The 21235-nt window shown below is 69.7% G+C and carries 19 protein-coding genes; 7 read left to right on the top strand and 12 right to left on the bottom strand.

Annotation, left to right across the window (positions count from 1 at the left end; translation table 11 throughout):
* Position 1: 1 nt before the first annotated feature.
* From J3S89_RS05990 to J3S89_RS06020, 7 genes are all read right to left on the bottom strand, one after another.
* The gene (locus J3S89_RS05990; protein ID WP_217926555.1) at positions 2-466 is read right to left on the bottom strand and encodes a proton-translocating transhydrogenase family protein; all 465 of its coding nucleotides are present in this window, start codon (positions 464-466) and stop codon (positions 2-4) included.
* Between the two features lie 29 nt (positions 467-495).
* On the bottom strand, positions 496-1629 hold the full coding sequence (locus tag J3S89_RS05995; protein ID WP_217926556.1) for a Re/Si-specific NAD(P)(+) transhydrogenase subunit alpha: 1134 nt from the start codon (positions 1627-1629) through the stop codon (positions 496-498).
* A gap of 244 nt (positions 1630-1873) precedes the next feature.
* Complete coding sequence (locus J3S89_RS06000) at positions 1874-2008, bottom strand: aa3-type cytochrome c oxidase subunit IV (RefSeq protein WP_217926557.1); 135 nt, start codon at positions 2006-2008, stop codon at positions 1874-1876.
* Positions 2009-2182: 174 nt separating this feature from the next.
* On the bottom strand, positions 2183-3547 hold the full coding sequence (locus J3S89_RS06005; RefSeq protein WP_217926558.1) for an ABC1 kinase family protein: 1365 nt from the start codon (positions 3545-3547) through the stop codon (positions 2183-2185).
* Positions 3548-3625: 78 nt separating this feature from the next.
* A complete protein-coding gene (locus J3S89_RS06010) occupies positions 3626-4054 on the bottom strand; it encodes a type II toxin-antitoxin system death-on-curing family toxin (protein WP_217926559.1) in 429 nt (142 codons plus the stop codon).
* Entirely contained in the window at positions 4051-4275 is a 225-nt protein-coding gene (locus J3S89_RS06015) for an AbrB/MazE/SpoVT family DNA-binding domain-containing protein (protein WP_217926560.1), read from the bottom strand. The genes J3S89_RS06010 and J3S89_RS06015 overlap by 4 nt, the downstream gene beginning before the upstream one ends.
* A gap of 93 nt (positions 4276-4368) precedes the next feature.
* On the bottom strand, positions 4369-6216 hold the full coding sequence (locus tag J3S89_RS06020; RefSeq protein WP_217926561.1) for a M3 family oligoendopeptidase: 1848 nt from the start codon (positions 6214-6216) through the stop codon (positions 4369-4371).
* 228 nt (positions 6217-6444) lie between these two features.
* On the opposite strand from J3S89_RS06020, the gene J3S89_RS06025 reads away from it, so the two are divergent.
* The 3 genes from J3S89_RS06025 to mepK all read left to right on the top strand — a co-directional run bounded on the left by J3S89_RS06025 (position 6445) and on the right by mepK (position 12679).
* On the top strand, positions 6445-8016 hold the full coding sequence (locus J3S89_RS06025; protein WP_217926562.1) for a sigma-54-dependent transcriptional regulator: 1572 nt from the start codon (positions 6445-6447) through the stop codon (positions 8014-8016).
* Positions 8017-8124: 108 nt separating this feature from the next.
* On the top strand, positions 8125-10362 hold the full coding sequence (locus tag J3S89_RS06030; protein WP_217926563.1) for a L,D-transpeptidase family protein: 2238 nt from the start codon (positions 8125-8127) through the stop codon (positions 10360-10362).
* 409 nt (positions 10363-10771) lie between these two features.
* On the top strand, positions 10772-12679 hold the full coding sequence (mepK, locus tag J3S89_RS06035) for a peptidoglycan L,D-endopeptidase MepK (RefSeq protein ID WP_217926564.1): 1908 nt from the start codon (positions 10772-10774) through the stop codon (positions 12677-12679).
* Positions 12680-12761: 82 nt separating this feature from the next.
* Here the strand turns inward: mepK and J3S89_RS06040 are convergent, their stop codons facing one another.
* On the bottom strand, positions 12762-13025 hold the full coding sequence (locus J3S89_RS06040; protein ID WP_217926565.1) for a DUF2312 domain-containing protein: 264 nt from the start codon (positions 13023-13025) through the stop codon (positions 12762-12764).
* A gap of 120 nt (positions 13026-13145) precedes the next feature.
* Positions 13146-13979 carry an N-formylglutamate amidohydrolase gene (locus tag J3S89_RS06045; RefSeq protein ID WP_217926566.1) on the bottom strand — a complete coding sequence of 278 codons (834 nt, stop codon included), beginning with the start codon at positions 13977-13979 and terminating at the stop codon, positions 13146-13148.
* Between the two features lie 101 nt (positions 13980-14080).
* Between J3S89_RS06045 and J3S89_RS06050 the strand changes: the two genes are divergently transcribed.
* The 3 genes from J3S89_RS06050 to pyk all read left to right on the top strand — a co-directional run bounded on the left by J3S89_RS06050 (position 14081) and on the right by pyk (position 17114).
* Positions 14081-15007: a DMT family transporter gene (locus tag J3S89_RS06050; protein WP_217926567.1), complete on the top strand. Its 927-nt coding sequence runs from the start codon at positions 14081-14083 to the stop codon at positions 15005-15007.
* 79 nt (positions 15008-15086) lie between these two features.
* Positions 15087-15572: a DUF1036 domain-containing protein gene (locus tag J3S89_RS06055; protein ID WP_217926568.1), complete on the top strand. Its 486-nt coding sequence runs from the start codon at positions 15087-15089 to the stop codon at positions 15570-15572.
* A 105-nt stretch (positions 15573-15677) separates the two neighbouring features.
* The gene (gene pyk / locus J3S89_RS06060) at positions 15678-17114 is read left to right on the top strand and encodes a pyruvate kinase (RefSeq protein ID WP_217926569.1); all 1437 of its coding nucleotides are present in this window, start codon (positions 15678-15680) and stop codon (positions 17112-17114) included.
* Between the two features lie 11 nt (positions 17115-17125).
* Here the strand turns inward: pyk and J3S89_RS06065 are convergent, their stop codons facing one another.
* From J3S89_RS06065 to ykgO, 3 genes are all read right to left on the bottom strand, one after another.
* Entirely contained in the window at positions 17126-17494 is a 369-nt protein-coding gene (locus J3S89_RS06065; RefSeq protein ID WP_217926570.1) for a YbaN family protein, read from the bottom strand.
* A complete protein-coding gene (locus J3S89_RS06070) occupies positions 17491-18063 on the bottom strand; it encodes a tetratricopeptide repeat protein (protein ID WP_217926571.1) in 573 nt (190 codons plus the stop codon). Before J3S89_RS06070 ends, J3S89_RS06065 begins: the two co-directional genes overlap by 4 nt.
* 185 nt (positions 18064-18248) lie before the next feature.
* Positions 18249-18374 carry a type B 50S ribosomal protein L36 gene (ykgO, locus tag J3S89_RS06075; protein WP_217926572.1) on the bottom strand — a complete coding sequence of 42 codons (126 nt, stop codon included), beginning with the start codon at positions 18372-18374 and terminating at the stop codon, positions 18249-18251.
* A 604-nt stretch (positions 18375-18978) separates the two neighbouring features.
* On the opposite strand from ykgO, the gene bcsA reads away from it, so the two are divergent.
* Positions 18979-21210, top strand: a complete 2232-nt coding sequence (bcsA, locus tag J3S89_RS06080) for a UDP-forming cellulose synthase catalytic subunit (RefSeq protein ID WP_217926573.1) — start codon at positions 18979-18981, stop codon at positions 21208-21210.
* The last annotated feature ends 25 nt before the right edge of the window (positions 21211-21235 follow it).

The raw sequence follows: 21235 nt of genomic DNA on the forward strand, positions 1-21235 counted from the left end.
ATCACCGCTCCTTCTTCTTGTACATGGCGAGCATCCGGTTGGTGACCAGGAACCCACCGAAGATGTTGACGCTCGCCATGACGAGGGCGAGGAAGCCGAACACCTTGGCCATGATCGAGCCGGAATCCATCGCCGGCACCGCGACGGCGAGCAGCGCGCCGACCACGATCACCGAGGAGATGGCATTGGTGACCGCCATCAGCGGGGTGTGCAGCGCGGGCGTCACCGACCACACCACGTAGTAGCCGACGAAGATCGCCATCACGAAGATCGACAGACGGAACACGAAGGGATCGATCGCGCCCTTGGTGGCGGCGGAGACGGCGTGGCCGGCCGCTTCCGCCAACTGGTCGACGTAGGATTGCGCGGCCTGAGCGGCCGCGGCGGCGTCGGAGGCGGCGGTCTGCGCGGCCTTGGCCGCGGCAGTCGCCTTCTCGAGCGCCAGATCGGGAGAGATGTTGGCCATGGATCGAATGTCCTAGGGAAAAGGAAACCTCAGGAGAGCAGCGCCGGATGAACGATCGCGCCGTCGCGGGTGATCAGCGTCGCCTTGACGATGTCGTCGTCCCATTTGGGCGCGAACGTCTTCGTCTCCTTGTCGACCAGCGTCTCGAAGAAGGCCAAGAGGTTCTTGGAATAGAGCGCCGAGGCCGAGGCCGGGATCTTGGCGGCGAGGTTGACGTAGCCGACGATCGCCACGCCGTTGGCGGTGTCGACCACCTCGCCCGGAACCGATCCCTCGACGTTGCCGCCGTGCTCGACCGCGAGATCGACCAGCACCGAACCGGGCTTCATCGAGGCGACCATCTCGGCGGTGACGAGACGCGGCGCCTGACGGCCCGGGATCAGCGCCGTGGTGATCACCACGTCCTGCTTCTTGATGTGCTCGGCGACCAGCTTGGCCTGCTTCGCCTGATATTCCGCCGACATCGGCTTGGCGTAACCCGCCGCTGTCTCGGCCGCCTTGAACTCGTCGTCCTCGACCGCGATGAACTTGGCGCCGAGCGAGGCGACCTGTTCCTTGGCGGCCGGGCGCACGTCGGTGGCGGTGACCACCGCGCCGAGACGACGCGCCGTGGCGATCGCCTGGAGACCGGCGACACCGGCGCCCATCACGAAGACGCGCGCCGCCGGCACCGTGCCGGCCGCCGTCATCATCATCGGGAAGGCGCGATGATAGGCGTAGGTCGCCTCGACCACCGCCTGATAGCCGGCGAGGTTGGCCTGCGACGAGAGCACGTCCATGACCTGCGCGCGGGTGATGCGCGGCATGAACTCCATCGTGAAGGTCGTGAGCCCCGCTTCCGCCATCGCCTTGATGTCGTCCTTGTGGGCATGCGGATCGGCCATGGTGATGACCGTCGCGCCCTTCTTCATCAACGACCGCTCCTCGGCGAGCGGACGGCGCACCATCAGCACCACGTCCGCGTCGGCGAAGGTCGAGGCCATGTCCGGCGCCAGCGTCGCCCCGGCCGCGACATACTCGTCGTCGATGAAGCGAGAGGCGAGCCCCGCGTTCTTCTCGACCACCACGTCGAACCCCATGGCCTTGTATTTCTTGACCGTCTCCGGCGTTGCCGCCACACGCCCCTCTTGCGGGTAGCGTTCGACGGGAACCGCGATCTTCATGGACCTCTCCTCAACAATGACCCCACGCTCCCCCCGAATGGGCGCGCGGGCACTTCACAAACCCCGCCGCGACGATCCTTCGACGTCGCGTATCGTTTTGCTTCCCCCGGGCCGCCCGCCATGTATGACGACGACGACCGGCGCGTCGACCGCCCGTCCACTCCGAGGTGATCGGCGTGGTCCGTGCGGTCGCAACCCCTCTTCGACCCGCCGTCCCCGCGCGCGAGGACGCAATCGGATCGATTCAATGCGGAAGCAGGAAGATGCCCATCAGGCACAGGACGACGACCACCGTCACCGTTCCCCATTTGGCGAGCGCCAGGAACGACGCATAGGTGGCTTCGTGCGCGGCGATGTCGTTCGTCTGATGTCCGGCCATGACGTCCTCCCTGAAACGGCTTCGGCGGCTCTCGTCTCGGAGCCTTCGAACCAGTATCAAAGCGGTAGTCTCCGCCGGATGCAACGCCGATGTCGCCCACTTCCGTCGGAACGACGCGCGCACGCGCCTTTCCTCATGCTTCACTTGGTATTTTCGCCAGCCCGCACGATGCTGTCACTGCATCGAAGGAAGTAATTCGCAGCTGCGAAGCGCGGCAGATTGCCGCTCGTGCAGAGCCTCCCGCTGGAAGCCTTCGATCGCCGTCTCGAACAGGCGGTGGAAGTTCAACTCCGCGTCGAGATGGAGGAAGACACCGCCGAGGCCGAGCGCCGCGCGATCCATGAACAGGAACTCGCGCGGCGGCGTCACCGGCCCGTGCGTCCTGAGCGCCTCGGAGACCGCCATCGCCTGGGCGCGTCCGAATTCGATCGGCGACACCCCCTCCGCGATCCGCCGGACGCGGTCGGTGAGGAGCGGCCCGTAGACGAAGCGCGCCCAGATGTCGAGCGTGTCGATCAGATCCTTGGTGAGGTTGCGGAACCCCCACGCCTCGTAGGCCGCCACCACCCGTTCGCGATCGTCGTGGAGGAGGCCGCGATAGTGCTCGATCACCGCCTCGACGAATTTCGCCGGGAAGATCCGCACGCAACCGAAATCGAGCAGATTGATGCCCGCCGCCCGGCCCTCCTCCTCGAAGACCGCGTAATTGCCGAGGTGGGGATCGCCGTGGATCACCCCGAAGCGGCAGAACGGATGCCACCACGCCCGGAACATCGCCTCCGAGATCCGATTGCGGTCCTCCTGCGCGACGCCCTTGTAGGCGAGCAGCGGCCGCCCCTCGAGCCAGGTCATCGACAGGAGCCGCCCGGTCGAGAGCGCATCGACCGGCTCGGGAATGCGCACCCCCGGATCCGCCTCGTGGATCGTCCCGTAGAGCCGCATGTGGCGCCGCTCGAGGCGGTAGTCGAGTTCCTCGCGGATCCGCTCGCCGATCTCCTGGGCGATCTCGCGGGTGTCGATCTGCGGCCGGAGCCGGCGCATCAGCGCGAAGATCGCCGAGAGCTGTGAAAGGTCGGCTTCCACCGCCGAGGCCATGTCGGGATATTGCAGTTTGACGGCGAGGGGCCGCCCGTCCGGCGCCACCGCCCGATGCACCTGCCCGAGCGAGGCGGCATGCGCCGGCTCGTGCTCGAAACTCTGGAAGCGGCTCGCCCAATCGGCTCCGAGTTCGGCGACCATCCGCCGCTTGACGAAGGCCCAGCCCATCGGCGGCGCATGCGCCTGGAGCCGCTGCAACTCGGCCGCCCATTCCGCCGGGATGGCGTCGGGAATGGTGGAGAGGAATTGCGCCACCTTCATCAGTGGCCCCTTGAGGCCGCCGAGCGCGTCGGCGATGAGCTTGCCCTCGCGCGCCGGATCCGCCCCGCCGGTGAGCCGACCACCGGCGATCCGCGCGGCGGCGGTGCCGACGTCGACGCCGATCCGCGCATGGCGCAGAACCCGCCCGGTCAGACTGTTGCGTTCGTCGTCCTGGGCCATGCCGGGCAATCCTCGAGGGGGCGCGAAGTCGTCCCCCTCATATGGCGCGCCCGACCGGGACGGAAAAGAGGCCGCGCCTCAGACCGGCCAGCGATCGCGGATCCAGCGGGCGAGGCTCTCCTCGGACACGGACCCGGCGGCGAGGTCGAGAATGATCCGTGTCGCCTCGGCCTGGGGCGGCGCGAACCGTACGCCGTTCTTGCGCAGGAAGAGCATCATGGTGACGAAGGCGGCGCGCTTGTTGCCGTCGACGAAGGGATGGTTGCGGGCGATGCCGAAGGCATGCGCCGCCGCCAGCATGGCGAGATCCGGGCCCTCGTAGTCCCACTTGTTGCGCGCCCGCCCCAGCGCCGATTCCAGCGCCCCGCGATCGCGCAGGCCCGCCGGACCGCCGAAGCGCACCAGCTGCCGCTCGTGCAGCGCCACCGCCTCCTCGACGCTCACCCAGATCGGCGCCCACGGCTCCGGCGCCCGATCGGAGAACCCGAACCCGGGCTCGCCGATCATTTCGCCAGTTCCTTCAGCGTGTCGCGGTACTCGTCCATGATCTCGTCGACCAGCGCCATCGAGCGCTCGAAGTCGGGATCATAGGGCGTCAGCCGGACCCCGCCGGCCGCGTCCGGCACCACGTGGAGCTCGTCGCCCGGCTTCAAACCGAGCTTGACCAACAGCTCCTTCGGCAGGATCAACCCGGTCGAATTGCCGATCTTCTTGACTTCGAGCTTCATGGGCCGCCTCCGCGTCGTACGAAACGTATAACGAAAAAGGCCGTTGTACGCAACGTACAACAGCCTCCCGATCCGAGCGGCCGGAGCCGCGCCTCACCCTTCCATCGCCTCCAACTCGTCGATCAGCCCCTCGATCACCGAGAGCCCGATCGACCAGAAGCCCGGATCGGTGGCATCGAGCCCGAAGGGGGCGAGCAGCTCCTTGTGATGCTTGGTGCCGCCGGCCGAGAGGAGCGCGAAGTACTTCTCCTGGAAGCCGGCCGGGTTCTTCTCGTAGGCGCCGTAGAGCGAGTTCACCAGGCAGTCGCCGAAGGCATAGGCATAGACGTAGAACGGCGAATGGATGAAGTGGCCGATGTAGACCCAGAAGGTCTCGTAACCCTCGGCGAGCCGGATCGACGGACCGAGGCTCTCGCTCTGCACCTCCATCCAGAAGCGGCAGATGTCGTCGGCGGTGAGTTCGCCCTCGCGCCGGGCGGCGTGGACCTTGCGCTCGAACGTGTAGAAGGCGATCTGGCGCACCACCGTGTTGATCATGTCCTCGATCTTCGAGGCCAGCATCGCCCGCTTCTCGTCCTTGGTCTTCGCGTCGGCGAGCAGTGCGCGGAAGGTCAGCATCTCGCCGAAGACCGAGGCGGTCTCGGCGAGCGTCAGCGGCGTCGGCGCCATCAGCGCGCCGTTCGGGCCGGCGAGCACCTGATGCACTCCGTGCCCGAGCTCATGGGCGAGAGTCATCACGTCACGCACCTTGCCCATGTAGTTGAGGAGCAGATAGGGGTGCGCCGAGGGCACGGTCGGATGGGCGAAGGCGCCCGGCGCCTTGCCCGGCCGGGTCGGGGCGTCGATCCAGGGATTGTCGAAGAAGCGCTTGCCGAGCGTGGCCAGATCCGGCGAGAAGCGGCCATAGGCGGAGAGCACGATGTCGCGCGCCTCGTCCCAGCCGATCACCCGGCTCGGCGCCGAGGCGAGCGGGGCGTTGCGGTCCCAGTGATCGAGCTTCTCCTTGCCGAGCCACTTGGCCTTGAGCGCGTAATAGCGATGCGACAGACGCGGGAACGCCGCCCGCGCCGCCTCCACCAGCGCCGCCACCACCTCCGGCTCGACCCGGTTGGCGAGATGGCGCGAGTCCGCGAAATCCGAGAATTTGTGCCAGGTGTCGGAGATCTCCTTGTCCTTGGCGAGCGTGTTGGTGATCAGCGTGAAGGTGCGCAGGTTGGCCTTGAAGGTGGTGGCGAGCGCCTCCGCCGCCTCGCGCCGCTTGGCCTCGGTGCCGTCCTGGAGCCGGGCCAGCGTCGGCTCGAGCGTCAACTCCTCGTCGCCGACCCGGAAGCGCAAGGCAGCCACCGTCTCGTCGAAGAGTCGCGTCCAGGCCGCCGCGCCGGTCACGTATTTCTCGTGGAAGAGCTGCTCGATCTCCTGCGAGAGTTGATGCGGCTTCTCCTTGCGGATGTCCTCGAGCCACGGCCGATAATGGGCGAGCGTCGCATCCTTCGCGATCAGCGCGTCGATCGCCGCATCGTCGATCCGGTTCAGTTCCAGCTCGAAGAAGAGCAGCCGGGTGGTCGCCTTGGTGATGCCGTCCTGGACGTCGCCGTAGAACTTGGCCCGCTCCGGATCGGTCGTATCGCCGGAATAGACGAGGCCGGCGAAGGAGGCGACCTTGCCGAGCAGATCCTGGATCGCCTCGTAGTCCTTCACCAGGCCCGCCAGCGCGGCCGCGTCGCCGGCCGCCGCGATCCCGGCGAGCCGCCCCTCGGCGCGCGCCTGGAAGTCGGCGCAGAGCCGCTGCCCCCGCTCGAGATCGGCCTTGACCTCCGGCCCCGTCATCGACGGATAGAGATCGCCGAGATCCCATTCCGGCAGCCGGCCGAAGGGGCCGTCGCCGCCTCCGTTCGCGGTGTGGTCGAAGACGGCGGACGAAGCGGCGGTGATGGCGGTCATGCGAGGTGAACCCCTCTCCTGGGACGGCGCGGTCCGAGGGCGGAACCGCTCGGCCGAAGCTCTCGTCTCCTCCATATCGGGTTCCCCGCCGCCGCTTCAACCGATCGCGCGAAGGATCGATCGGGAAATCGGGGACGGCGCCATGTCGTTAACCAGTGGTCAACCTCCGCCCCCCACGATCGACCCGATTCGAGACGAACGAGTTAAAGCGGAGTCCCCGAGAGGATCATGGCCGAGCGCATTCTGGTCTGTGACGACGATCCCGTTCAGCGTCGCCTGCTCGAGGAGGCCGTACGCCGCTTCGGTCACCATCCCGTGGTCGTCGACAACGGCACCGAGGCGGTCGCCCGCATGACCGGCCCCGAGGGCCGCGCCATCGCCCTGGTGATCCTCGATCTGGTGATGCCCGATCTCGACGGGATGGGCGTGCTCCTGAAGCTGCGCGAGGCCGGGGTCTCCGCGCCGGTGATCGTCCAGACGAGCCACGGCGGCATCGACGTGGTGGTCTCCGCCATGCGCGCCGGCGCCTTCGACTTCGTGGTGAAGCCGGTGTCGCCGGAACGGCTCCAGGTGTCGATCCAGAACGCGCTGAAGTTCGGCGCCCTCGAGGACGAGGTCGCCCGCGCCCGCCGCACCGCGACCGGCACCCTGACCTTCGAGGATCTCGCCACCTCCTCCCCGTCGATGGAACGCGTCATCCGCCTCGGCCGCCGCGCCGCCGCCTCCAACATCCCGATCCTGATCGAGGGCGAGAGCGGCGTCGGCAAGGAGCTGATCGCCCGCGCCATCCAGGGCTCCTCGGAGCGCCGCGCCAAACCCTTCGTCACGGTGAACTGCGGCGCCATCGCCGAGAACCTGGTCGAATCGATCCTGTTCGGCCACGAGAAGGGCGCCTTCACCGGCGCCGTCGACCGCCACGTCGGCAAGTTCCAGGAGGCCCACGGCGGCACGCTCTTCCTCGACGAGGTCGGCGAACTGCCGCCCGAGATCCAGGTGAAGCTCCTGCGCGCCATCCAGGAGGGCGAGATCGATCCGGTCGGCTCGCGCAAACCCGTGAAGGTCGACTTCCGCCTGATCTCGGCGACCAACCGCTCACTCCTCGACATGACCAAGGAAGGCCGCTTCCGCGAGGATCTCTATTATCGGCTCAACGTCTTCCCGGTCTGGGTGCCGCCCTTGCGCGACCGCCGCGAGGACATCCCCGAATTGGTGAAGACCTTCGTCGCCCGCTTCGCGGCCGAGGAAGGGCGACGGCGGCTGATCGGCGTCACGCCGGAGGCGATCGCGCTGCTCGAGAGCTACGATTGGCCGGGCAACATCCGCCAGCTCGAGAATGCCGTCTTCCGTGCGGTCGTCCTCTCCGACGGCCCCTGGTTGACGGTCGAGGAATTCCCCCAGATCAGCGCCCAGGTCGGCGCCGCCCCGGTGTTGCCGCGACACCACAGGCTGGTCGCGATCGAGACGCCGGAGCTCCCGGCCCCGGTCCGTCGCGACACCCTGCCGAGCTCGATTTCCACCGCGACGGTCGAGACGGCGATGACCGGCTGGTCGCCCGCCGCCGGCGGGCTCACCGCCGGAAGCGGCCCGACACCCTTCGGATTTCTGCGATCTCTCGACGCCGACGGCCATGTGCGCGATCTTGCCGCCATCGAGGAAGAGATGATTCGTGTCGCCATCGACCACTACGGTGGCCGCATGACGGAGGTGGCTCGGCGCCTGGGAATCGGGCGCTCGACCCTCTATCGCAAGCTCAAGGAATATGGTTTGGAGGAAGGGAGCGGGATCGAGGCTGCGGAATGAACGAACCGGCGCAGAGCGCCGGTTTCGGTGCGTTCCCCGGCCGGTCGGGTCGTTCCCCTTCACCTTTCGCCAGAGACGATGACGCGTGACTTTCGGAGTGGTGCGAAGATGAAGACGTCCGACTGGTCCTCCCTCGTCGTCGGCCTGATGCTGACGACCGCCGCCTCCGGCCTCGTCCGAGCCGAGACCGTCGGCGAGGGCCGTCGCGCGCTCGAAGCGACCCTGCGCACCGCCCCGGTCGATCCCGCCGGCGTCACCGGCTCGATCGCCCCGGCCCAGGCGCCGATCCGCTCCACCCTGGCGCCGCTGACCGCCCGCCCCTCGACCGGCCTCACCGACGTCGACGGCGCGCCCCGCGCCCCCGCCCGTCCGGACGTCGCCGCCACCCGGCCCGCCACCGAGACCACGGCTCCCGCCGCCCCGGCCGCCTCCGAGACGCCCACGCCCGCCCCGGCGCCGGCCGCAGCCGCGCCGGTGGTCACTACGCCGGCCGCCGCCGCGCCGGTCGAAGCCGCGACGGTGCCCACGCCCGCGCCCGCCGCCGATGCCTCCTCGCTGATCGACGCCGCCGCTTCGGCGCTGCCGGTGCCCGAGGCGATCGACCTGAAGGCCGCGCCGGCGACCACCGCGACCACCACGCCCACGCCCACGCCCACGCCCACGACGATGCCGGCCACCGCCGCCTCGACGCCCGCCGCCGCGCCGGTCTCCTCGCCTCTCCTCGTCACGCCCGCTCCCGCCGCCGCCGCGGCGCCGGCTCCGACCGCCACGCCCGCCGTTGCGGCACCCGAGACCGCCGCCGCGCCCGCCCCGGTCTCCACCGACGCCGCTGTCGCCGCCTCGCTCGAGGATCAGCTCGTCGCCGAGGCGATGGAGAAGGCGGGCAAGGTCGCCGTGTCGCGCGCCGGCTCCGCCGACGAGCGCGCCGAACGCTCCGCCCTCGCCACCTTCTATCGTGATCGCGGCTGGCGCCCCTTCTTCGTCGGCGCCCAGGATCTGACCCCCGAGGGCCGCCGGCTCGCGAAGGCGATCGCCGCCTCCGATCGCGACGGTCTCGATCCGGCCGACTATGCCCTGCCGCAGAGCCGCGCCGGCACGCCCGAGGCGCGCGCCGAGGCCGAGTTCGCCGTCGGCGAGACCGCGCTGCGTCTCGTCCGCCACCTCGCCTCCGGCCGTTTCGCGCCGTCGCGGGTGTCCGACCTCGTCACCCCGCATCCGCCCAAGCCGAAGCCGGCCGAGGTTCTCGCCGAATTCGCCGACGGCCGCGATCTCGACGCGACCATCGCCGGCTACGCGCCACCGCACGAGGGCTATCGCCGCCTCAAGGCCGAGCTCGCGCGTCTGCGCGGCGAGCCCGAGACCCCGGTCGTGCGCCTGCCCGACGGCCCGCTGCTGAAGCCCGGCCAGAAGGACGAGCGCGTCGCCCTACTGCGCGAGCGCCTCGGCGTGGCGAGCATCGCCTCCGACGCCGATCCCGAGACCTACGATCCCGCCCTCGCCGAGGCCGTGAAGGCCTTCCAGCGCGAGCGCGGCCTCGCCGCCACCGGCAAGATCGGTCGCTCCACCGTCTCCGCCCTGAACGCCGAGGCCCAGGGCAACGCCGACCGCATCGCCGACGTGATCGTCAATATGGAACGATGGCGCTGGCTGCCGCGCGATCTCGGCGAACTCTACGTGATCGTCAACGTGCCCGACTTCCACCTCGACGTGATGAAGGCCGGCAAGTCGACCCACCACGCCCGCGTCATCACCGGGCGGCCGGAGAACCAGACCCCGATCTTCTCCGAGACGATGGAATACGTGGTCGTCAATCCCTATTGGAACGTCCCCTATTCGATCGTGAAGAAGGAGATGATGTCGAAGCTCCAGGCGGGCCGCCTCGGCGGCAGCTACGAGGTCGAGGTCGGCAACCGCACGGTCGACCCCTCGACCGTCGACTGGGCGACCGTCTCGCCCGGCAACGTCTCGATCCGCCAGCGCCCCGGCGACGGCAATGCCCTCGGCAACATCAAGTTCATGTTCCCGAACCAGCATTCGGTCTACATCCACGACACCTCGTCGCGCAGCCTTTTCTCGCGCGACTATCGCGCCCTGTCGCACGGCTGCGTGCGCGTCCACGAACCCTTCTCCTTCGCCGACGCGGTCCTGTCGGAGGAGCCCGAGACGCTCGACGGCTCCCGGCTGAAGAAGATGCTCGGACGCGGCGAGAAGACCGTCATGCTGAAGCGCCACGTGCCGGTTCACATCGTCTACTTCACCGAGTTCGTCGACGACGCCGGTCAGGTGCAGACCCGCCGCGACATCTACGGCCACGACGCCCGGATGCGCCGCATTCTCGGTCTCTGAGACCGAGCTCGCCGAGGTTCGAGCCCTTCGAGACTCGGCGAGCGAAGGCGAGCCCGAACGGGCTCCGGCCGGAAGGGCCGAGACTTCGGGAAATCCGGACGAGCCGGAATGCCCGAGACGGGTATGAGCCGAGGCCCGGGCCGCGCCGGTAGCCCGTTGCCCGAACACCACACGCCACTCTTCGTTGCATCGCGGTACAACGAAGAGCTGCGACATTTGCGCGCACTTCGTGATTCCCCCCAGGGTGAACACATTCCTTACGCAGAAGCGGTAGGGTAAAAGCTTCATTAACCGTTCTGGTCCAATGTCGGAGCCTGGAGACGGAATGTCCCGATGAGGACACGATGATCGCTTTCATCTGACGACGTTCCGTGGAATGACACCTTCGGGTCTCTCGAGGCGCAGGTAGATGGTAGAACGCCGTGACGTGGCGAGACTTCTCGCCGGGACGTTTCTTCTGGCCGGAACGGCCGGCGCCTCTCAGGCGGAAACGCGGGCTCTGAGCCTTTACAACACCCACACGCAGGAGCGTGCCACCGTCGTCTTCAAGCGCGACGGCGGCTACGACTCCCAGGGTCTCCAGGAACTGAACCGTCTGCTGCGCGACTGGCGCCGCAACGAGGTGACCCGCATGGATCCCATGCTGTTCGACCTCGTGTGGGACGTCTATCGCCGCGTCGGCTCGCATCAGCCGATCCACATCGTCTCCGGCTATCGCTCGCCCGCCACCAACAATGCGCTGCGCACCCGCTCGCGCGGCGTCGCCAAGTTCTCCCAGCACATGATGGGCAAGGCGATGGACTTCTATCTGCCGGACGTGCCGCTCTCCAAGCTGCGCGAGACCGGCATGAAGCTCCAGATGGGCGGCGTCGGCTTCTACCCGACCTCCGGCTCGCCCTTCGTCCACATGGACACCGGCTCCGTGCGCGCCTGGCCGCGCATGACCCACGATCAGCTCGTCCGCCTCTTCCCCGACGGCAAGACCGCCCATCTCCCCTCCGACGGCGCGCCGCTGCCCGGCTATCAGACCGCGCTCGCCGAGGTCGAGGCCCGCAAGGCCCGAGGCGGTGCCCCGGTCGAGAGCTCGTCTTCCGGCGGCGGCGGCCTGCTCGCCGCCCTGTTCGGCGGCGGCTCGTCGTCGAGCTCGTCCTCCTACACCGCCACTCCCGGCGACGACGAGGAGGAGAGCGCCCCCGTCCGTGCCCCGGCGCCGCGCAAGGCCCAGGAACTGCGCCAGGGTCCGCTGCCTCCCGGCGCCAATCCGCGCCTGATCGCCCGCGCCGGCGAGATGCCTCCCGGCGTCTCCGGCGGGCCGAGCGCGCCGCAGGACGCCGGGCGCTCGCGCGCTCCGGCCCAGGTCGCGCTCGCCGAGGAGGTTCCCCTACCGCCGCGGCCGCCGGTGCCGACCGCCACCGCCGGCGGTTCGCTGGTCGCGATGCCGGTCACCCCGCCCTCTGCCGGCCCGACCCGTCCGGCCGTCGTCGCCTCGGCCGAGCCGATGCCCTCGCGCTACGGCCCGGCCGCCGCCGCCACGGCCGGCGGCCTGCCCCCGGGATGGATCCAGGGCCCGAGCGGCCGCTCCGCCGGCCAGGACGAGCGCGCCCGCGGGGCCGAGACTCGTCCCGCCGTCGTCGCCTTCTCGCCCGGCTTGAAACCGATCGCCGCGCCGCTGCCGCAGGACCGCCCCGGCGCCCGGCCGATGGAGATGCTGGCGCTCGCCCAGCTCGCCGCCGCGCCGACCACCGGCACGCCGATCGCGGTCGCGCTGCCGAAGCCGCGCCCGACCGGCGCCATGCGCGTCGCCGAGGCGATGATCGCCCCGGCCGACGCCCACGCCGCCCTCTCCGCCTTCACCGGCGAGACCGACCGCACCGTCGCCCTCGGCTATGCCTCGGCCGCACCGATCGCCGCGCCCGAGGAGTCGATCCGCACCGCCGCCCTCGGCCCCGCGCCGAGCCCGACCCGCGCCGCCGCGACCGAAGGCCGCTCGGTGCCCGAGAGCCGCTTCTCGCCCTCCGCCGCGCAAGCCCGCGGCAAGGCCGACCGCATCGGCGCCAACGGCCATCCGGTCGCCCATTCCGCGCCGAAGACCGACCGCGCCGACGTCGATCGCATCTTCGACCCGTCGAACGAGGCCACCGGCGAGGCCTTCGCCGCCCTCAAGCATCCCGATCAGAACGCGCTCGATCCGCTCCTGATCAAGCCGCGCATGTCGCTGGCGGCCGGCTTCGCCACCGCCTCCCTCGACGAGGGCTTCGGCGCCCACACCTTCTCCGGCCCCGCCGTGATCTCGCTGCCGGTCATCCTGACCCAGTGAGCCGCCGCCGCGCGACCTCCGGAAACGACGACGGCGCCCGCGAGGGCGCCGTTCGTGTTTCAAGAACCCGGGCGCGGCCGGCTCAGCTCTCGACGCGGCCGTAGCCCATGCCGAGCGCCTGCATGTAGAGATCGAGCATCGCCTCCATCTCCTCGCGCTCCGACTTGTCCTGCTTGCGGATGCGAATCACCTGCCGCAGGATCTTGACGTCGAAGCCGTTGCCCTTGGCCTCGGCATAGACGTCCTTGATGTCGTCGGCGATGGTCTGCTTCTCCTCCTCGAGCCGTTCGATCCGCTCGACGAAGGACTTGAGTTGATCGGCGGCGACGCCGGCGGGATCGGTCATGAGGGTCTCCTGGGAGTGAACGGCCGCAGCCGAAACGGCGCGGCCCGAAAGGGGGATCGAAGAGCGGCGGATGAAGCCCCAAACCGCCCCGCCGGTCAAGACGCGGCGGAGGGCGCGTCGTCAGCGATCCGCCTCGACCGGCCCGGTCCGCGAGCCGTAGAGGCGCGGCTCGGCGAGATCCTCCCGCCGCATCGCCTCCTCGAGGATCGGCGCCAGACGGGCGACCCAGTCCACCACCCCGGCCGCGTCGGCGATCAGATCCTGACGCACCTCGAGAATGGCGTGGGCGAGGCCGCGCCGCGTGCCGTGGCGATACATCGTGTCCCCGGCGAGCGCGCCGTCGTAGGGCTCGTTGTCGCCCACCACCAGGGTCGGATCGGCGCGCAGCCGCTCGAGCAACAGCATCGGCAGGCGCGGATCGGCATCCCACAACACGCCGCAGTGCCAGGGCCGGGGATGGCCACGCCACACCGGCGTGAACGAGTGGAGCGAGAACACCACCGGCGCCCGCCCGGCCGCGAAGCCCGCGTCGATCGTCGCCCGGATCGCCCGGTGGTAGGGCCGCCAGAAGCGGGCGAGGCGCGCCTCGCGCTCGGCCGCGTCGACACCGGCGTTGCCCGGCACCACCGCGCCGTCGGAGAGCCGCATGATCAGGGTCGGGTCGTCGTCGCCGCGATTGGGATCGATCACCAGCCTCGAGAAGCGCGACAGGACCGCCGGCACGCCGAGCCGCGCCGAAAGGCCCCGCGTCAGCGCCGCGACGCCGATGTCCCAGGCGATGTGGCGGCGAAATTCGCTCGCCGGCAGGCCGAGATCGGCGAGGTCCGGCGGCACCCGGTTGGAGGCGTGATCGGCCAGCAGGATCAGCCCGGCCCCCGCCTCGCCCGGCAGGATCTCGTAGGCGTCTTCGTCGAAGCCGGCGGGACCGGACGGTTTCGGGGAGGCGGCATGCATGCGCGACGTGGACCTCGCTCGTGGGATCGACTAGGAGACGTTAGGCCGTCCCGCTCGGCCTGACCAGTCCGCGCGCCGCCCCGCCCAACTCCGAGCCCTCGATGTCCACTCCTTCGTCGTCCGAGGCATCCCACACCGCGGCCACGATCGCGCTCCTCGCGCTGGTCGCCTCCGCCTTCGCCATGGGCATCTCGCCGGTCTTCGTGCGCGAGGCCGGCGTCGGCCCGTTCACCTCGGCCTTCTACCGGGTTCTCCTGGCGCTGCCGCTGCTGTGGGGCTGGGCGCGCTGGAGCCTCGCCCGCGATCGCGCCGTCGCCGATCCCGGTTGGACGCGCGGCATCGTGCTGGCCGGCGTCTTCTTCTCGGTCGACCTCTTCTTCTGGCACCTTTCGATCCTCCACACCACCATCGCCAACGCCACCCTCCTGTCGTCGATGGCGCCGGTCTGGGTGATGCTGTTCTCGCTGGTGATCGGCGAACGAGTGACCCGAACCATGGTCGCCGGCCTAGGCCTGTGTATCGTCGGCGCGATCGCGCTGATCGGCTCCAGCTGGCAGCTCGCCCCGGAACGTCTCCTCGGCGATCTCTACGGCATCGGCACCTCGCTCGGCTTCGGCCTCTATTTCCTCGCCGTCCGCGTCGCCCGCCGCAACGCCTCCGCCAGCGTCGTGCTCGCCCGCTCCTCGGTGGTCACCGCGATCGTGCTCGGCGTCGTCGCCGCCGCCTTCGAGAACGCCTGGATCCCGTCGAGCCTCGGCGGCGTCGCCGCGCTGGTCGCCATGGCGACGATCAGTCACGTCGGCGGTCAGGGCCTGCTCGCCTATGCGCTCGGCCATCTCTCCGCCGCCTTTTCCTCGTTGGTGATCTTCCTCGAGGCGCTCGCCGCCGCCCTGTTCGGGTGGATGTTCTTCGCCGAGACGCTCGGCCCCTGGCAGATCGCCGGCGGCCTCGCCATTCTCGCGGGGATCTGGGTGGCGCGGCCGCGCGAGCCACGGCGCGCCCGCGCCGCGAGCAAACCCGCGACGTGAGGGAAACCCCTGTCGCGATTGACATCTCGCCCGGCGTCGGTTGACTCTTGCGCCGGTTTCGACGATCCACGACGGTGACATGCAGACGAGCCCGGACCCCCGCCGAGAGACGACTTCCGCCCCTGCGCCGCGCGCTCGGTTGTCCTCGCTCGCCGTCCTGATCGGCCTCGGCGTGCTGACCCTCGCCGGCCCCGCCCTCGCCGATCTGCGCGTCTGCAACAAGACGCCGAGCCGCATCGGCATCGCCGTCGGCTACAAGGACGAGGAAGCCTGGAAGACCGAGGGCTGGTGGAACATCGCCGGCAATGCCTGCGAGACCCTGCTCGCCGGGCCCCTGGTGTCGCGCTTCTATTATCTCTACGCCGTCGACTACGACCACGGCGGCGAGTGGAGCGGCCGCTCCTTCATGTGCACCCAGGAAAAGACCTTCACGATCAAGGGCATCGACGACTGCCTCAAGCGCGGCTTCGAGCGCACCGGCTTCTTCGAGATCGACACCGGCGAACAGCGGACCTGGACGGTGCAGCTGACCGAGCCCGGCCGCGCCGCCCCCGGGACGCCCTGACGCCGTCGCCTCGAATCGCAAGAATTTGCGCCGGGCGGTGATTTTGCGCTTGGGCACGTCCGCGCCCGGGTCTAGAAACGACGAACCAAGAACCATGGTGACGTCATGAAGCGCGACCGGCGAGTGAAGATCCTGGCGACCCTCGGGCCCGCCTCCTCGGACCCCGAGACCATCGAGAAGCTGTTCCGGGCCGGCGCGGATGTATTCCGCATCAACATGAGTCACACGAATCACGAGCGCCTCGCCGCGCTCGTCGCCACCATTCGCTCGATCGAGACCCGCGTCGGCCGCCCGGTCGGCATTCTCGCCGATCTCCAGGGCCCGAAACTGCGCCTCGGCGCCTTCGCCGACGGCCCGGTCGATCTCGCCGCCGGCGCCCTCTTCGTCCTCGACGGCGACCCGACCCCGGGCGACGCGAAACGCGTGCGCCTGCCCCATCCCGAGATCCTGGAGGCTGTCGAGGTCGGTCATCACCTGTTGATCGACGACGGCAAGGTCAAGCTGCGCTGCGTCGAGAAGCGCGGCCACACCATCGTCGCCACCGTCGTCGTCGCCGGCCGCGTCTCCGATCGCAAGGGCGTGTCGCTGCCCGACACCGACCTGCCGATCGGCGCCCTGACCGAGAAGGACCGCGCCGATCTCGACGCCGCCCTGGCCGAGAAGGTCGACTGGATCGCCCTGTCCTTCGTCCAGCGCCCCGAGGATCTGGCCGAGGTCCGCAAGATCGCCAAGGGCCGCGCCGGCATCATGGCCAAGATCGAGAAGCCGCAGGCGATCGAGCGCCTCGGCGAGATCATCGAACTGTCCGACGCGATCATGGTGGCGCGCGGCGATCTCGGCGTCGAAATGCCGCTCGAGCAGGTGCCGGCGCTGCAGAAGCGCATCTCGCGCGCCTGCCGCAAGCTCGGCAAGCCGGTGGTGGTCGCCACCCAGATGCTGGAGAGCATGATCAACGCGCCGGTCCCGACCCGCGCCGAGGTCTCCGACGTCGCCATCGCCGTCTACGAGAGTTCCGACGCGATCATGCTGTCGGCCGAGAGCGCCGCCGGCAAATACCCGGTCGAGGCGGTGGCGATGATGAACGCGATCGCCGAGGCGACCGAGCGCGACCCGACCTGGCGCCAGATCGTCGCCGCCCAGCGCACCGAGCCGGAGGCGACCGGCGCCGACGCCATCACCGCCGCCGCCCGCCAGATCGGCGAGACCCTCAACGTCGCCGCCATCGTCTGCCTGACCCAGTCCGGCTCGACCGGCCTGCGCGCCGCCCGCGAGCGCCCCTTCACGCCGGTCGTGGCGCTGACCGCCTCGCCCGCCATGGCGCGTCGTCTCGCCCTCGTCTGGGGCGTCCACTGCGTGGTCGCGGCGGATGCCCGCGACGTCGACGACATGGTCGATCGTGCCTGCCGCATCGCCCATGGCGAGGGCTGGGCCCGCCCCGGCCAGCGCGTCATCGTCGTCGGCGGCGTGCCCTTCGGCACGCCCGGCTCGACCAACATGCTGCGCATCGCCTTCGTCGGCGCCGACGGCTCCGGGGCGCTCTGAGCCCGCGGGAATCACGCCGCCGGTGGTTCCGGACGGGTCCACAGGAACACCGAGACGGCGACGAAGACCGCCGCCTGCACGCAGAGCAGCCACGCCGGCAGCCCCGCCACGGCGCCTACGACGAGCGTCGCGAGCATCACCAGCGCCGCCGTCCGCTTGGCCGAACGCGCCACCGCGCCGCGCTCGCGCCAATTGCGGATCGTCGGCCCGAATCGCCCATGCGCCAGCAGCCACGCCTCCGCCCTCGGCGACGACCGCGCGAAGGCCCAGGCCGCCAACAGCAGGAACGGCGTCGTCGGCAACAGCGGCAACACCGCCCCGGCGATCGCCAGACCGACCGAGCCGACGCCGATCCCCGCATAGAGCCCGCGCCGGATCACAGCGGCCGCCCCTCGACCTCGAGCGTCAGCCGCTCCACCGTCTCGCTCACCCCCGGCAACTGCGGATCGGCCGCCTGCGCCCGGCGCGCGAGATCGAGCGCCGCCGCCGGCTCGCCCGCCCGCTCCCGCAGCGCCGCCGAGACGAACAAGGCCGTCGCGTCGCTCGGATCGAGCCGCACCGCCGCGTCGAGATCGACCGCCGCCGGCCCGAAGGCGCCGCGTTCCACATGCACCAGACCGCGCAGACGCCGTCCCGCCGCCCAATGCGGCGCCACCGCGATCGCCGCGTCGAGAAGATCGAGCGCCGTGCCGACGTCGCCGGCCGCCCGCGCCGCGCCCGCCCGCGCCGTCAGGAGATCGGCCGCCGCGCTGTTCGAATGGAGACGCAGGATCTCGAGCCGTCGCCGCAGAGGCGCCGCCACCTCGGCCGTCTCCGCCTCGGCCAGGGCCCGGCGCAACGCCTCCGCCTCGACCGGCTGCTCGATCGCGGCCGCCGGCCGGTCGATCGGCGGCGCCGCGCCCGCCGGCATCCCGCCGCCGATCGCAAGGAAAGAGACGAGCACGGCCACCGCCGCGCGTCTCTTCCGCGCGGCGCGAAGGCAACCGCCGGAGAGCACGACGCGAACCGGCGGAGAGAATCGAAGGCGAGGCAGAAACGAAACGAGCCGCATGAAGGGAGAATGCTCCCCTTCATGCGGCTCGTCGAGATCACCCGGGATCCGGCGCGAAATCTCGCGCCTCGATCGCGCGCGGCTCAGCCCTGACGGGCCTTGAAGCGCGGGTTGGTCTTGTTGATGACGTAGACGCGGCCCTTCCGGCGCACCAGACGATTGTCGCGGTGACGGGTACGGAGCGACTTCAGCGAGTTCTTGATCTTCATCGTCTGATACCGAACGGTTGATCGACATGGAGGCCGTGACCCCCACCCCGATGCCGTCGTCGCCGGACGCCCCCTTCGGAGCCTCCTCGTCGACGGCGAGGAACATGCGAGAACGAGCGCGGTCGCCCGCGCTCGCTCGTGAATTCGAGCGGGACCATAGGGATGCCGCCGCCGCCTGTCAATCGGTCCCGCACGCGATCCCGGGCTTTCCCGCGACGAAACGAGGCCTCCGGACCCTCCGCCCGCCGGGCGGACCGCTGCCCTCGCCCACCCCCGTCCGAAGGGCCACGCCGGGAGCCGCTTCGGCCCCGATTCCCGCGTCCGCGGGCCGAAATTGTTAACAGCCCCTCGCCGCCGCGTCTCCGTGATTTCGTCTATTCATCCTTCGTAAACCATCATATGGCGCCCGAAATTCGAATGAAAACAACGCCGAGCGGATCGATAACAGAAACAGATCTCAACGAAATATGAAGTACACGATTCGTTAACCAAGGCTGTTTACTGATTTTTTCCTGTAAAATTCGAAGGAAAATATTGCCGACTGCCTCGACGTCAAGTTCACGGTAGACCTGGGCTGGGACTACACCAACCGTGGATCGAAGCGATGCCGCCCATCACCACTCTGCTCACCTGGTCGATCGCGACGATCGCCGTGCTCGCTCTGGCGACCAGCCCGGTCGGCGTCGAGACACAGTTGGTCTGTGGCGTCGCCGTGGTGGCCGCCATGGTGATTCTCCGCCGCACCGCGCCGACGCCGGTGCGCCGCCAGATCTATCTGGCGCTCGGCACGCTGGTGGTGTTGCGCTACGTGTGGTGGCGCACCACCGAGACGCTGCCGTCGATGTCGGACCCGGTCGGATTCGGCTTCGGCCTCGCGCTCTGGGCGGCCGAGATGTTCTGCGTCGGCATGTTGTTCGTCAGCCTGTTCGTGGTCGCCGCGCCCGTGCGCCGTCCCCCGACCCGTCGTCTCACCGCCGCGCAGAGCCCCAAGGTCGACGTCTACGTTCCGACCTACAACGAATCGGCCGACCTGATCGCCGCCACCCTCGCCGCCGCCGTGTCGATGGACTATCCGGCCGACAAGCTGCGGGTCTATCTGCTCGACGACGGCGGCACCGATCAGAAGCGCAATTCCGCCGACCCCGTCGCCGCCGCCGCCGCCCATGCGCGCCATGCCGAGATGAAGGAACTGGCCGCCCGCCTCGGCGCCACCTATCTCACCCGCGAGCGCAACGTCCACGCCAAGGCCGGCAACCTCAACGCCGCCCTCGCCCACACCGACGGCGACCTGATCGCGGTCTTCGACGCCGACCACGCCCCGACCCACGATTTCCTCCAGGAGACGGTCGGTCACTTCGCCGACGACCCCAAGCTGTTCCTGGTCCAGACCCCGCACTTCTTTCTCAATCCCGACCCGATCGAGAAGAATCTGTCGACCTGGGCGCGGATGCCGTCCGAGAACGAGATGTTCTATTCGGTGATCCAGCGCGGTCTCGATCGCTGGGACGCCACCTTCTTCTGCGGCTCGGCCGCGGTGCTGCGGCGCTCCGCCGTCGACGAGGCCGGCGGCTTCTCCGGCGTCACCATCACCGAGGATTGCGAGACCGCGCTCGACCTCCACGCGCGCGGCTGGCATTCCCGCTTCGTCGACAAGCCGATGATCGCCGGTCTCCAGCCGGAGACGCTCGCCTCCTTCATCGGTCAGCGCTCGCGCTGGTGCCAGGGCATGATCCAGATCCTGCTCCTGAAGAACCCGCTGATGAAGCGCGGCCTCAGCCTGCCGCAGCGCATCGCCTATGCCTCGAGCGCGCTGTTCTGGCTGTTCCCGCTGCCGCGCCTCGCCTTCGTGGTCGCGCCGCTGCTCTACATCTTCTTCGGCGTGAAGCTCTACGTCGCCAACGTCCACGAGTTCATCGCCTACACGGTCTCCTACATGATCGTGAACATGCTGATGCAGAACTATCTCTACGGCCGCGTGCGCTGGCCCTGGATCAGCGAGCTCTACGAATACGTCCAGATGCCCTATCTCGCCGGCGCCATCCTGTCGGTGATCCGCAATCCGAGGAAGCCGACCTTCAACGTCACGGCCAAGGGCCTGACCACCGAGAAGGCTCAGCTCTCCGAATTGGCGCCGCGCTATTTCGCCATCTTCGGCGTGCTCGCCGTCGCCTCCGCCGTCGCCTTCCAGCGCTTCTTCGTCGACCCCGAGGCCAACGACCTGATGCTGGTGGTCGGCCTGTGGAACACGTTCAACCTGATCATCGCCGGCGTCGCCCTCGGTGTCGTCGCCGAGAAGCCGGAGCGCCGCCGCAACCAGCGCCTCGACATCACCCGCAAGGCCGAGCTGCTCGTCGCCGGCGACAGCGTCCAGGTGGTGATCGAGGACGTCTCGATCGGCGGCGTGCGCCTGCGTCCGCTCGGCGCCACCCTCGGCGGCCCGCGCATCAACGGCGCCGTCGCCACCCTCCTGGTCGATCGTCCCGGCCGGCCCCAGCCGACGCCGATCACCGTCATCGTCCGCCGCGTCGCCACCGACGAGAGCGGGCAGTTCCTCGGCATGGAGTTCAGGGAGCTGACCAGCGCCGGCTACGTCGCCGTGGCCGAGCTGATGTACGGCCAGGCCGCCGTGCTCGACAGTTTCCGCGAGCGCCGCCGCTCCGGCCGCAGCCTCTTCGCCGGCACGCTCCAGTTCCTCGGCTGGGCGGTATCCCAGACCGGCCGTGCGGTGAAGATCGCCGCCAAGGAACGCGCCGAGCCGACCCCGGTCGAGATACCCGTCGCCGTCGAGGAGCCCCGGCCGATCCCGGTGCCCCTCGAGAAGACCCGCTTCGCCTGATGGCGACCGAGCCCACCACGGCCCG

Origin of the sequence: Pinisolibacter aquiterrae, from assembly GCF_019160155.1 — a bacterium.
Taxonomy (GTDB): Bacteria; Pseudomonadota; Alphaproteobacteria; order Rhizobiales; family Ancalomicrobiaceae; genus Pinisolibacter; species Pinisolibacter aquiterrae.